The sequence below is a fragment of the Enhydrobacter sp. genome (assembly GCF_030246845.1).
Classification (GTDB): domain Bacteria; phylum Pseudomonadota; class Alphaproteobacteria; order Reyranellales; family Reyranellaceae; genus Reyranella.
The window spans coordinates 1,155,137-1,167,833 of the sequence record NZ_CP126889.1; the positions used below are offsets into that span (position 1 = coordinate 1,155,137).

Consider the following 12,697-nt stretch of genomic DNA (forward strand, 5'->3'; position numbering starts at 1 on the left):
AGGCGAGACCTTGGCCGCGACGCTAGGCGTCCGGAGGCCGAGCGGCAACCGGATTCACACGATCGGCAAAATCGGCCGCACCATGTCCGTGGCGGCGGTAGACGAGATTCTCGGCATTGCGGGCGGCCCGATCAGCGTCCCGGCGCGCGGCCTCGACCACGCCATGGTCGGGCGACAGGGCGCAGACCGGGTCGGTGCGCGCGGCGTCCCCGGTCAGCAGAAAGGCCTGGCACCGGCATCCGCCCCAATCGACCGTACGCCGTTCGCAACTTCGGCACGGCTCGGGCATCCAGCCGGTGCCGCGGAACCGGTTGAAGGCTTCGGACCGGTACCAGATGTCGGCGAGGCTCGCCTGCCGCACCGAGGGAAAGTCGAGCCCGGGCAGCATCTCGGCGGCATGGCAGGGCAGCACCCGACCGGCCGGCGAGATGTTCAGGAACCGGCGCCCCCAGCCGCTCATGCAGCTCTTCGGCCGCACGCCATGATAGTCGGGCACGACATAGTCGATCGCCAGCACGCCCTTGAGCTTTTCGCGCGCCGCCTCGACGATCCGGGTCGCCGCGTCGAGCGCGGCGCGGCTCGGCAGGAGCGCCGCCCGATTGGCGAGCGCCCAGCCATAGTACTGCACATGGGCGATCTCCAGCCGGCGCGCGCCCAGCGTCGTCGCGAAATCGATCATCCGGCCGACACTGTCGAGATTCTGCCGGTGGACGACGACATTGACGGTGAGCGGCAGGCCGACGGCACGCACCGCGTGCGCGAACCGGATCTTGCGCTCGTGCGCGCCGGCGAGGCCCGCAATGCGATCTGCCGGGTCGGCCGCGACATCCTGAAAGCTGAGCTGAACGTGCTTGAGCCCGGCCGCCGCGAAGGCCCGCAGCTCGGCTTCGCCGCCCAGCGTGCCCGAGGTGATGAGATTGCCGTAGAGACCGCGGTCGTTCGCCTCGCCGATCAGCGTCGCCAGATCGCGCCGCGCCATGGGCTCGCCGCCGGAGAAATGCACCTGCAGAACGCCCAGCACCGCCGCCTCGCCCAGCACGCGGCGCCATTCCGCCTCGCCGAGCTCGTCGGAGGCGCGCTCCAGCTTCAATGGATTGGAGCAATAAGGGCAATGCAGCGGGCAGCGGTGAGTCAGCTCGGCGAGCAATGCGAGCGGCGGATCGATGCCGGGATCATCGGCCGGCATCGGACGACCCTGTGGCGAGGCAGCCCTTGTCCGCGAGATCCTGCAGCATCGCCGTGACGTCCTTGGCGATCACGTCGCGCGGCGCCCGGGTGTAGCGCGCGGCCAGCGTATCGACGATCGCCGCCACGCCGGCCTTGCCGTCGACGAGCCGCAAGATCTCGACCGCCTGCTCGTCGGGCAGCATCAGCCGTTCCGGGGCCATGATGACCCAGCGCTGCCGCGTGTCGTCGAAGCGAAAGACGATGTGCGGCGCGAAGCGCAGCACCGTCGCCGCGGAAACGACCAGGCGATCGTTGGTCCCGGCCATGGCTCACTCCGGCACGAAGGCGCCGGGCGGGATCATCGCGGGCTCGACGTAGGCGAGGTAAAGCGCGTCGAGCTGCGCCCACAGCACGTCGCACTTGAAGCGCAGCGCCGACAGCACCGCTTCCTGCTCGATCCGGGTGCGGGCCTCGGCCTTGACGTAGCCGAGCGCGAAGTTCACGTCTTGCGGCGCCTGCGTCAGCCGGGGCGTGAAATAGGCCAGGGTCTCCGCGGTGACGAAGGAATAGCCTTCCAGCATGCCGCGCACGCGATCGGCGATGATGCCGGGCGAGAACATCTCGGTGAGCGAGGAGGCGATGCCTTCCAGGATCGGCCGGTCGCGCACGAAGTTGACGTAGGCTTCGACGGCGAAGCGGGTGCCGGGCAGGATGCCCCGGGTCGACTGCACGTACGCGCGATCGAGTCCCACTCCTTCGGCGAGCTTCAGCCAGCGCTCGATGCCGCCGGCGCCCGGTCCGTCGCCGTCATGGTCGATGATGCGTCGCCGCCACTCGCGGCGCAGCTCCGACGTCGGGAGCTTCGAGAGCGCATGGGCGTCCTTGATGGGGATCATGGCCTGATAGTAGTAGCGGTTCAGCGCCCAGGCCTGGACCTGCCCACGCGAGAGCTTGCCGCCATGCAGCAGGCGGTGGAAGGGATGCAGGTGGTGGTAGCGCTCGGCGCCGATCGCGCGCAGCCGTTCCTCGAGCTCGTCCGGCGTGAGCAGACGACCGTCCACCGAATCATCGACACGAACGTTCATGGGCTCACCTCCATGCCGTCGTAGGCCACCTCCCAACCCTCCTTCTCGAGGACGGCGCGCTCGGGCGAGTCGTCCAGCAGGATCGGGTTGGAGTTGTTGATGTGGACCAGGATCCTGCGCCTCACCGGCAGGCCGCGGAAGGCGGCAATGGTGCCGTCGGCGCCGCTCACGCTCATATGGCCCATGCGCTGGCCAGTCTTGGGACCGAGGCCGAGGCGGATCATCTCGTCGTCGTGCCACAGCGTGCCGTCGAACAGGACAACCGATGCACCGGCCAGACGCTGTCTCAGGCCGTCGGTCATCCGTGCGCACCCGGGCACGTAGATCAGCCGGTCGCTGCCGGCGCGGAGTTCCACGCCGACAGTATCGCCCGGCCGGCCGGCGAGCGCCTCCGGCGCGTCGCCTGGTTCGAGGTAGAGCGCGACCTTGCCCGGCACATCGAACAGCTCGGCCGCAATGCCGCTGTCGCTGCCGTCGATGTGGCGAAGCTCGAACGTCTTCTCGAGCGGCACCGCTTCGCGACGCACGCACTCCTCCGCCAGGACGCCGAAAATCGGATTGGCCTTCAGCACATCGATCACGCGCGCCGTGGCGTAGATCGTGAAGGCCTGCCGCTCACGCAGGTGCAGAAGACCGGCGATGGCGTCGACGTCGGCGCCGGTCAGCACCACGCCCTCGATCGGCGACGAACGCAGGCCACGACGAGGATGAAGGAACGGGCGCGCCTCGATCTGCTGGCGCAGATCCGGCGACGCATTGACCAGGAACCAGCGCTCGCCATCGCCGCTGACGGCCAGCGACGCCTGTGTACGGGGCATCGCCTTCCCGTCGCCGGCACGCGCACGACGACAGGCTTCGGTATTCGAGTTCCATTGCGGGAAGCCACCGCCGGCGGCCGCTCCCAGGACGACCGCCCTCATGGCGGTTGCCATCGACTAGCTCGCGGCGGGCGCGCCGCGATTCGAAGCGCGCCTAGAGATCGGCGCAGGCGTAGGAATTGATCTCCATTCCGACGGCAATCTCGACGATGCGCGGGGTCTTCCAAGCCATGGATCCGCTCCCTTGAGATGGACGAGGAATGATGCGGACGATTCAAAAAGGGTGTCAAGGCTTGCTCGCGAGGTAGGCCGCGATCATCTCGATATCCTGGTCTTGCAGAGTCACTGAGACCTCCATCATTGCGCCCATGCCGCGGCCGCGCCGGACGCCGGCGCGGAAATCGTGCAGCGCCTTCACCAGATAGTCCGGCCGCTGCCCGGCCAGCCGCGCGGTTTCCCCCTGGCCAGAGAAATCCTCCTTGTGGCAGCTGTCGCAATGACGCTGCGTGATCATCGCCTTGACCTTGTCGACATCGACCGCCGGCGCGTCCGCCAGGGGCGACGGAGGCGGCAGCGCGGCATAATAGGCGCCAAGGTCGCGGATATTGTCGTCGCTCAGGGTCTTGGCGATCTGCTGCATGACCTCGACCGGACGAACGCCGTCGCGAATGAAGACGAGCTGGTACTGCAGAAAGATATCCGGCTGGCCGGCCAGCGAGGGGGTGTTCACGATCGCCGACACGCCGTTCTGGCCGTGGCAGGACGCGCAGGTCTCGACGATGTCCTTCACCGTCGCCGGCGGCTCGGCCGCCCGCGCCGCCGTCGCCGAAAGCAGAAGACCAGTCGCCATCAGGGCGGCGCGCACCGAACTCGATCTTGCAGACATCGCCCCTCGGCAACCCTTCGCAGGAAAGGCGGAACACCTTCCCCGCCCGATCATTGCCGGGCGGGGAGCAGCTGTCGGGAGGCGCGCTACTTGTGATAGCTGATCTGGTAGATCGCACCTGCCTGATCGTCGGCGACCAGCAGCGAGCCGTCGGGCGCCTGCAGGATATCCGCCGGACGGCCGAGGATCTTCTGGTCGTCGAGCCATGTCCCGGCGAACACGGTCTCCTTGGGATTCTTGCCGTCGGGTCCGACCGAGATGAAGACGATTCGATAGCCGTTCTTCTTGTGCCGGTTCCAGGACCCGTGCTCGGCGATGAAGATGCCGTTCTTGTACTGAGCCGGGAACTGGTTGCCGGTGTAGAACTTCATGCCGAGCGGCGCGACATGAGGGCCGAGCTTCACGACGGGCGGCGTGAACTCGGAGCACTTGTGACCCATGCCGAACTTCGGATCGACCATGTCGCCCTCGTGGCAGTAGGGATAGCCGAAGTGCTGACCGAGCCTGGTGACATGATTGAGCTTGTCGCTCGGCTTGTCGTCGCTGATCCAGTCGCGCGCGTTCTCGCTGAACCAGAGATCGCCGGTGCGCGGATCAACCGCGCCGCCGACGCTGTTGCGGATGCCCAGAGCCACCAGCTCGGCCGTGCCGTTCGCCGGATTGACGCGCCGATACTGCGACACGCTGGTCGGCGGCAGGCAGATGTTACAGGGCGGCCCGAAGGGGATGTAGAACCAGCCCTTGCCGTCGGGAACGAGATACTTCCAGCCGTGCGGCACGTAGGGCGGCATGTCGTCGTAGACGACGGTGGGAGTCGGCGCCTTGTCGAGGTTGGCTTCGGGATTGTCGTATTTGTAGAGCTTGTCGATGTCGATCACGTACAGAGCGTGATCCATGAAGGCGACGCCTGTCGGCATGCGCAGGCCGGTGATGAAGGGCTTGGCGACTCTCTTGCCGTTCACCTCGGTGACGGCCGACACCGTCCCCTTGTCGAACGTCCCGACGAACAAGGTACCCTTGTCGCCCAAGGCCATTTGCCGCGCTTGCGGAACGTTGCTCGCCCAGACGCTGATCTTGAAGCCTTGTGGCAGCTTGATCTTGGCGAGGATCTTCTCGAGCTCGGCCTGCGGCGTCGGCAGCGGCTGGCCGGCGTTCGGAGTCAATCCCTTCTGGTCCTTGGTCTCGTCACCGAGGAACCAGTCGGGCGGCGGATTGAGCCAGAAATTCTTGCTGTTGGACTCGTAGTGCTTCAGGCCGCTCGACTCCGCCGTGGTCTGGGCCCCCGCCGACAGGGCCCCGCAGCCAACGAGGAACGCGACCGCGCCGACAAGGCACACTTTCGACAGAGCTGTCTCTTGCCGTCTCATCTGGGTGTCTCCTCTGTTTTGCTTGCGCAGGAGACGCATCGGTTGAGTGGACGTGTGGGCGTCTACTGCCGAGCGAGGAGGCTATGCCCCTCCCCCAGCCTATTCAAGCCGCGCGGCTTAGAGGGCGGCCGCCGGTTCGGCCTCGGCAATCGTTGTGCGGTGCATCAAGCAACACCGTGTGGCGCCACCGCATGAACTGTGCAACCGCGACCGCGACAGTCTCGCGATGGTAAACTCGCCGCAGGACATCACAAAAGAGCGAGAACCATGGATTTCACCGGCAAGGTTGCTCTGATCACCGGCGGCGGCAACGGCATCGGCCGCGCCACCTCGCTGGGCTTCGCGGGACACGGCGCCACGGTCGTCATCGTGGATCGCGATGGCCCCGCGGCCGAGGCGGTCGCCGGCATCGTCCGGCAGAAGGGTGTCGAGTCGCTCGCCGTCACCGCCGACGTCACCAGGACCGAGGACGTCCGCGCCTATGTGAAGGCCGCGGTCGACCGCTTCGGCCGGATCGACTGCTTCTTCAACAATGCCGGCATCGAAGGCCGGGTGGCACCGACGGCGGAGTACGACGAGGCGGTGTTCGATGCGGTGATCGGCGTCAATGTGAAAGGCGTCTTCCTGGGCCTGCGGCACGTGCTGCCGCAGATGATCCGCCAGAAGAGCGGCGCCATCGTCAACACGGCGTCGGTCGCCGGGCTGGTGGGCACGCCCGGCATGCCCGCCTATGTTGCCTCCAAGCACGCCGTGATCGGGCTCACCAAGACGGCGGCCGGGGAGGTCGCGCGGCAGGGCATCCGCGTGAACGCGGTGTGCCCGGGCCCCGTGGACACGCGCATGATCCACGCCCTCGAGGAGCAGCTCGCACCCGGCGACGCTGCCTCGATCGGCGAACGCTACCAGGCCGCGCAGCCGACCGGCCGCTACACGACGCCGGAGGAGATCGCCAACATGGTCCTCTTCCTGTGCTCGGACCTCGCCGCCAACACGACCGGCGGCCAGTTCGTCGTCGACGGCGGGCGGACGGCGACCGGCGGCGCCGTCACCAATCTCGTTTCGCGCTGAGAGGCCTGCGAGGATCCCTCGGCTTCGCCTCGGGACGACACGGCTCCGCCAAGGACGGGCGTGTCATCCCGAGCGCAGCGAGGGATCTTTGGATTTCGCTCACATCTTCTTCCAGTCGCCCGACTGCTCGAAGGCATAGGCGGCCTTGTAGATGGTCGGCTCGTCCCAATGCTTGCCGACCAGCATCAGCGACACCGGCAGGCCGTCCGACATGCCGCACGGCACCGCCATGGCGGGATGGTGCGTGATGTCGAAGGGCGCGGTGTTGGAGATCATGTTGAGCGCCCGCTCGACATAGAGTTCGCGCGGCGCATCCGGCGTCGGCAGCGGCGTCGCCTTGATCGGCGTGGTCGGCATCATCAGGAGATCGTACTGGCCCAGCGCCTCGTCGTAGGCCGCCGTGAGCAGCCGCGTGAGGTTCATCGCCTTGCCGTAGTAGCGACTGCCGTAGTAGCGGCGAATGTAGGTGCCGAACATGGTGAAGAGCTTGGTGGTCTCCGACATCTCGTTGGCGCGCTGGCGCCAGTTGCGGTGGAAGTCCATCAGGCTGGTGACATAGAGGTCGGGCCGACTGACGCCGTAGCCGTCGCCGTACATCATGGTCTGGGTCAGGCCCTCGGTGCCGATCGGCATCCAGAGCGCACCCGCTGCAAGATGCATGGGGATCGAGACCTCGCCCACCGTCGCGCCCAGCGCCTCGAACTTCTTGACCGTCGCCTTGACCTTGGCATTCACGTCCTTCTCGGCATTGGGCTGGGCGAAGCCTTCGCTCACGAGGCCGATCTTCATGCCCTTGATGTCGCCCTTGAGCGCCTCGGTGTAGCGGTGCGTCTTGACGTTGATCTGACGCGAATCATAGCCGTCCGAGCCCGCCAGCACCTCGAGCAGCAGGGCATTGTCGCTGACATTGGCCGTCATCGGGCCGGTATGGTCGACATAGATCTCGATCGGCATGATGCCGGTGTAAGGCACCAGCCCATGCGTCGGCTTCATGCCGTAGGTGCCGCAGAACGACGACGGCATGCGGATCGAGCCGCCCTGATCGCCTCCCAGCGCCATGTCGACCTCGCCCAGCGCCACCAGCACGGCGCTGCCCGAGGACGAGCCGCCGGCCGAGTAGCCGAGCTTGTGCGGGTTGTGCACCGGGCCGGTCGCGTTGGTGTGGCTGCCGCCGGACAGGCAGAAATTCTCGCAATGTGCCTTGCCGACGATCGTGCCGCCGGCGTCGAGCACGCGCTGCACGACGGTGGCGTCGATATCGGGCACGTATCCCTCGAGCGTGGCCGCGCCGTTCATCATCGGCACGCCGGCCAGCATGATGTTGTCCTTCAGCACCACGGTCTTGCCCTTGAGCTTGCCGCGCGAGGCGCCCTCGACCCTGGTCTTGACGTACCAGGCATTGTGCTTGTTCTCGCTGGCCGGCGGCCGATAGCCCGGCGTGCGCGGATATTTCACGCGCGGCAGGTTGTCGGGCATGGCATCGACCACGTTGTAGGCGGCCACGCTCGGCCGCATGAGGTCGATGAACGACCTCACGTCGGCGTCGCTGAGCGCGAGACCGACCTCGGCCGCTACCTCGCGCAGTTGCTGTTCAGTCGGCACTTGAACGGCCATGGCTTCCTCCTTCTCCTGTCATGGCGCCAGGTGGCGCATCAGTTGCGGATCTCCTTTCACGGTCATGGCGGGCCCTTCGAGGGCGACGTGTCCGCGATCAATGACGTAGGCGTGCTGCGCCAACTCGAGTGCGAGCTCGATATGCTGCTCGACCAGAATCACCGCCATCTCCTTCGAGAGCTGCTTCAGCCGATCGGCGATCTCCTCGATCACGCCGACCCAGACGCCCTCGGTCGGCTCGTCGAGCATCAGGAGCCGCGGTCGGCCCAGCACGGCGCGACCGATCGCGAGCATCTTGCGTTCACCGCCGGACAGGGTGCCCGCGGTCTGCGCCAGCCGCTGCGCCAGCTTGGGGAAGAAGTCGAGGACGTAGTCCATGCCCGACCGGTCGGGCTGGCGCACGCAACCCAGCAGCAGGTTCTCGCGCACCGAGAGCTTGGCGAAGATCGCGTGTTCCTGCGGCACGTAGCCGATGCCCCGCCGCACGCGGCGCTCGGCCGACTCGCCTTCGATCGCCGCGCCGTCGAGACGGATCGCGCCCGCCATCGGCGGCAGCTCGCCGAACAGCGCCTTGAGCAGCGTCGACTTGCCGGCGCCGTTGCGGCCCAGCACCGCGACCGCGCCGCGCGCCGGCACCTTCAGCGAGACGCCGAACAAGGCCTGGCTGTGCCCGTAGCCGGCGCTCAGCCTGTCGACCTCGAGGAGGGCCGCGTCAGACACGGGTCGTGAACACCTGCTGGACCTTGGGCGAGCGCTGAATGGTCTCGACGTCGCCCTGATCCAGCACCTTGCCCTGATCGAGCACGGTCAGGTAGTCGCAGATGTCGCGGATGAAGTGCAGGTCGTGCTCGACGATGACCAGGGCGCAGTGGGCCTTGATCGGCTCGAGGAGCTTGCCGGTCACCTGCCGTTCCTCGGGGCTCATCCCGCCCGTCGGCTCGTCGAGCAGCAGGAGCTTGGGTCTGAGCGCCAGCGCCATCGCGATCTCCAGCCACTGTTGCTGGCCGTGGCTCAGCTCGCCCGCGAGATCGTCGGCGCGGTCGAGCAGGCGGAAGCGCTCGAGCAGGCCGCCCACCTCGTCATCGAGGGCACGCCGCGACGAGGACCGCAGGAGCCGCGGCAGGCTCTCGCCCGATTGGGTCGCGAGCAGGACATTGTCGTAGACCGACAGCTCCGGCAGCACCGCCGTGATCTGGAACTTGAGGCTGAGGCCGGCCCGGGAGCGCTCATAGGGCGTGGCCCGCGTGATGTCGCGGCCGTCGAAGACGATGGCGCCGGAATCGGCGAAATGCGCGCCCGCGATCGCCTTCAGAAGCGTGCTCTTGCCCGAGCCGTTGGGCCCGATCAGGCCGTGGAAGCGGCCGGCTTCGATATCGATGTCGACGCCCTCCAGCGCCCGGAGCGACCGGAAGCTCTTGCAGACGCCGCGGATCTCCAGGAGCGCCATGGCTCTCAACCCGCCCGCCGGCGCCGGCCGTAGGCGCCGATGCGCTCGCGGTCGGACACGAACAGGCCGACGATGCCCCTCGGCTGGAACATCACCACGAGCAGCAGCACCAGGCCGAGCACGACCGGCCATATGTGCCGGATGGCCGCGATGTCGGACAGCGCGTAGGACAGGCCCTCGACCACCGCCGTGCCGAGGATCGGACCGATCAGCGTGCCCGAGCCGCCCAGCAGGCAGTAGACGACGGCGGTGGTCGAGAGGCCCGGCCCCATGTTGCCCGGGCCGATGAAGCCCTGATGGTAGCTGTAGAGCGCGCCGCCCAGACCGGCGACCATGCCGGCGAAGGAGAACAGGAGGGCCTTGAAGAGCTGCACGCGGTAACCGAGGAAGGCCAGCCGCTCCTCGTTCTGGCGCATGCCGGCCAGCACCAGGCCGAGCTGCGACTGCTTGAAGAAGCGCGCGCCGAGATAGACGAGGAGCAGGAGCCCGAGCGCGAGGAAATAGAAGGCGTCGCCCTCCACGAACTCGTAGGCGCCGAGCTTCAGGAGCTTCACCGAGGAGAGGCCATTGCCGGCGCCGACATATTGCCAGCCCGAGACCAGGCGCTCGGCGGCATAGGAGCCGGTGAGCGTGCCGAAGGCGACGAAGATGATGCTGGGCGTCTTGCGGCCGAGCAGCAGGAAGGCCGCGAACAGCCCCGACAGGGCAAGACCGACCAGCATCGCCAGCGGCAGGGTCGCCCACAGCTCGCTGAAGTCGAGGTCGCGCCCGACCAGCGCGATCACATAGCCCGAGACGCCGAAGAACAGCGCCTGGCCGAAGCTCATGATGCCGGCGAGACCCCAGCAGAGATCGAAGCTGATGGCGAGCATCGACAGGATCAGGATGTTGGTCGCCAGAGTCACGAGGTCCGTGCGATCGCCCAGGGCGAGCGGCAAGATCAGCGCGACCGCGAGCGCGCCGATCTCGAGGTACGGCAGCACACGACGGAACGGCCGCGCCCTGGCCGCCGCTCGCCGTTCCTTCGAGGCTTGCGGGGCAACGGTCAAATCGGAGCCCGCCTCGGTCAGCATTCCTTGGGATCGACCATCTTGGCGCTGCTGATGATCTCGTAGCGCGGCTTGCCGGCGTCGACCTTGCACTGCGCGATGTACATGTTCATCTTGCAGTGCATATGGCCTGGCACCACCTCGGCGCCGCCACCGGGACCCTCGTCGATCTTGGCCTTGTCGTAGGCCGCCGACACCGCCTCGCGCTTCAGATCGCCGTTGGTTGCCTTGACCGCGACCTCGTACAGCTTGATTCCGCGATACATGCCGGTCGCCGCCGATCCCGCGGTGAACAGATACTTCGTGTTGGGGAAGCGTTTGGAATACTCCGCCTGGAGCTCCTTGCTGAACGGATCGTCGACCGCCTGGAAATAGTCGAGGCAGCTATAGAGGCCGTCCATCTCCTCGGCCGGCAGATAGTTCAGGAGGTTCTCGTCGAAGTAGACGCAAGCCAGCGCCCCGCCCCGCTTCTGGAAACCCGACTCGTAGAGCTGCTTCATGAACGGCTGCAGGCCCGGCGGGATGACGGTGTTGAACACGCAGTCGACCTTGCCGTCGCGGATCTTGCCGATCGTCGCCGAATATTCGGCCTGATCGAGCGGGTAGTACTCCTCGAACACGACCTCGGCGCCGTTCTCCTCGATCAGCTTGCGTGCGTACTTGTTGAGGAGCTGCGGCCACACATAGTTGGCCGAGGGCATGGCGAAGCGCTTCTTGCCGAGCGTCTTGATCAGATAGGGGATCAGCTTGTCGCACTGCTGCGCCGGTGTCGGTCCGGTGCAGTAGAGGTACTTGGTGCACTCCTTGCCCTCGTAGAGCTGCGGATAGATGTACAGCGTGCGGCCGCGATTCACGATCGGATCCTTGATCGCCTGGCGCATCGCCGAGGTGATGCCGCCCAGCACGACGTTGACCTTGCGTTCCTGGATGAGCTTGCGCACGTTGCCGACGGCGATCTTCGGATCCGACGCGGTGTCCTCGAGATAGAGCTCGATCTGGCGGCCGAGGATGCCGCCGCCCTTGTTGATCCGCTCGACCGTGAATTGCGCGACCTGCCAGTCGGCATTGCCCGACGGCGCGATCGCGCCGGTGATGTCGGTGGCGATGCCCATCCTGATGGCGTCGGCTGCTCGCGCTCCCTTCGGCGCCAGCAACCAGCCGCCGCCGGCGGCGATCCACCCGGCGGCGCCGAGCGCACTTGCCCCCATGAGACGGCGGCGACCGAGGCCCTGCGGCGATGCCTCCTCGCGAGTCGATTTGTCTGTCATGGCTCAGAGCCTCCCTTGAGTGATGAATCCCTGCGGCCGGAACTTCACGATCGCGAGCGCGATCACGAACACCAGCGGATCGGCCAGCACCGGGATCACGATCCACGGCAGTCCCGCCGCCATGCCGCCGACCGCGGCGGCGCCCAGCACCGGTCCCTCGAAGGTGCCCACGCCGCCCAGCATGACCGACAGGAAGGCCTGCACCAGGAAACGGGTGCCGATGTCGGCGGAGAGCTGGTAGAGCGGCACGATCAGCGCGCCGGCAAGGCCGGCAAGCGCGGCGCCGAAGGCGAAGGTCATGGCATAGAGCTTGCTGGTCGAAATCCCGCAGGCCCGGGCGAGGTTGGGATTCTCGAGCGCCCCGCGGACCTGCAGGCCGAGCGATGTGCGCGCCAGGAAGAGCCATGTGGCGGCGATGATGCAGATCGTCGTGAGCACGATCACGCAGCGCCACACCGAAAAATTGAAGCCGAGCAGCGTGAACACGCCGCTCAACGGTTCGTCGATCGACTGGTACTGGCCGCCCAGCAGGGCGCGCACCGTCTCGCGGATGATGAGGCCGATCGCGTAGGTCCCCAGCATGGCGATGATGGGTGCCGCGTAGAAGCGCCGGATCACCAGCCGTTCGAGCACCAGGCCGACCACGGCCAGCACGACCGGCGCGGCGAGGATGCCGGCCCAGCCGGACCATCCGCTGCTCTGGAAGAGGTAGACCGTATAGGCGCCGAGAAGGACGAACTCGCCGTGGGCGAAATTGAAGATGCCCATCATGCTGGCGATGATGCCGAGCCCGAGCACGATCAGCACCATGACCGAGATGAAGGCTAGCAGGTCGAACGCGAGCTTGACTTCGTCGCCCATGACCACCACGCCGGACCGCGAGTTGCTGCCGCCATCGTGGCGGCAGCTCGGAACCGTTCCGAAGCTA

Annotated in this window: 14 protein-coding genes; 1 reads left to right on the forward strand and 13 read right to left on the reverse strand. The window is 67.0% G+C overall.

Features of this window, described 5'->3' with window-relative positions; all coding sequences use genetic code 11:
• Positions 1–22 precede the first annotated feature (22 nt).
• From pqqE to OJF58_RS05975, 7 genes are all read right to left on the reverse strand, one after another.
• The gene (pqqE, locus tag OJF58_RS05945) at positions 23–1,186 is read right to left on the reverse strand and encodes a pyrroloquinoline quinone biosynthesis protein PqqE (RefSeq protein ID WP_300782574.1); all 1,164 of its coding nucleotides are present in this window, start codon (positions 1,184–1,186) and stop codon (positions 23–25) included.
• Positions 1,173–1,493, reverse strand: coding sequence for a pyrroloquinoline quinone biosynthesis peptide chaperone PqqD (gene pqqD / locus OJF58_RS05950; protein ID WP_300782576.1), 321 nt, complete (start codon positions 1,491–1,493; stop codon positions 1,173–1,175). The genes pqqE and pqqD overlap by 14 nt, the downstream gene beginning before the upstream one ends.
• Before the next feature lie 3 nt (positions 1,494–1,496).
• Complete coding sequence (pqqC, locus tag OJF58_RS05955) at positions 1,497–2,252, reverse strand: pyrroloquinoline-quinone synthase PqqC (RefSeq protein ID WP_300782577.1); 756 nt, start codon at positions 2,250–2,252, stop codon at positions 1,497–1,499.
• Complete coding sequence (gene pqqB, locus OJF58_RS05960) at positions 2,249–3,172, reverse strand: pyrroloquinoline quinone biosynthesis protein PqqB (protein ID WP_300785186.1); 924 nt, start codon at positions 3,170–3,172, stop codon at positions 2,249–2,251. Before pqqB ends, pqqC begins: the two co-directional genes overlap by 4 nt.
• A gap of 52 nt (positions 3,173–3,224) precedes the next feature.
• Positions 3,225–3,302, reverse strand: a complete 78-nt coding sequence (gene pqqA, locus OJF58_RS05965; RefSeq protein ID WP_085934747.1) for a pyrroloquinoline quinone precursor peptide PqqA — start codon at positions 3,300–3,302, stop codon at positions 3,225–3,227.
• A gap of 54 nt (positions 3,303–3,356) precedes the next feature.
• Positions 3,357–3,956 carry a c-type cytochrome gene (locus OJF58_RS05970; RefSeq protein ID WP_300782579.1) on the reverse strand — a complete coding sequence of 200 codons (600 nt, stop codon included), beginning with the start codon at positions 3,954–3,956 and terminating at the stop codon, positions 3,357–3,359.
• An 86-nt stretch (positions 3,957–4,042) separates the two neighbouring features.
• Positions 4,043–5,323 (reverse strand): PQQ-dependent sugar dehydrogenase, encoded by a 1,281-nt coding sequence (locus OJF58_RS05975; protein ID WP_300782581.1) that lies wholly within the window; start codon positions 5,321–5,323, stop codon positions 4,043–4,045.
• Positions 5,324–5,590: 267 nt separating this feature from the next.
• Here OJF58_RS05975 and OJF58_RS05980 point away from each other — a divergent pair, with 267 nt between their 5' ends.
• Positions 5,591–6,391, forward strand: coding sequence for a glucose 1-dehydrogenase (locus OJF58_RS05980; protein ID WP_300782583.1), 801 nt, complete (start codon positions 5,591–5,593; stop codon positions 6,389–6,391).
• Between the two features lie 99 nt (positions 6,392–6,490).
• On the opposite strand, the gene OJF58_RS05985 is transcribed toward OJF58_RS05980, so the two are convergent.
• The 6 genes from OJF58_RS05985 to OJF58_RS06010 form a co-directional block, all read right to left on the reverse strand.
• The gene (locus OJF58_RS05985) at positions 6,491–8,005 is read right to left on the reverse strand and encodes an amidase (protein ID WP_300782585.1); all 1,515 of its coding nucleotides are present in this window, start codon (positions 8,003–8,005) and stop codon (positions 6,491–6,493) included.
• Positions 8,006–8,023: 18 nt separating this feature from the next.
• Entirely contained in the window at positions 8,024–8,725 is a 702-nt protein-coding gene (locus OJF58_RS05990; protein ID WP_300782586.1) for an ABC transporter ATP-binding protein, read from the reverse strand.
• Positions 8,718–9,452 carry an ABC transporter ATP-binding protein gene (locus tag OJF58_RS05995; protein WP_300782588.1) on the reverse strand — a complete coding sequence of 245 codons (735 nt, stop codon included), beginning with the start codon at positions 9,450–9,452 and terminating at the stop codon, positions 8,718–8,720. The genes OJF58_RS05990 and OJF58_RS05995 overlap by 8 nt, the downstream gene beginning before the upstream one ends.
• Positions 9,453–9,457: 5 nt before the next feature.
• Positions 9,458–10,525, reverse strand: a complete 1,068-nt coding sequence (locus tag OJF58_RS06000) for a branched-chain amino acid ABC transporter permease (RefSeq protein WP_300782591.1) — start codon at positions 10,523–10,525, stop codon at positions 9,458–9,460.
• Positions 10,519–11,709 carry a substrate-binding protein gene (locus tag OJF58_RS06005; protein WP_300785191.1) on the reverse strand — a complete coding sequence of 397 codons (1,191 nt, stop codon included), beginning with the start codon at positions 11,707–11,709 and terminating at the stop codon, positions 10,519–10,521. Before OJF58_RS06005 ends, OJF58_RS06000 begins: the two co-directional genes overlap by 7 nt.
• A gap of 63 nt (positions 11,710–11,772) precedes the next feature.
• Positions 11,773–12,630 (reverse strand): branched-chain amino acid ABC transporter permease, encoded by an 858-nt coding sequence (locus tag OJF58_RS06010; RefSeq protein ID WP_300782593.1) that lies wholly within the window; start codon positions 12,628–12,630, stop codon positions 11,773–11,775.
• Between the last annotated feature and the right edge of the window lie 67 nt (positions 12,631–12,697).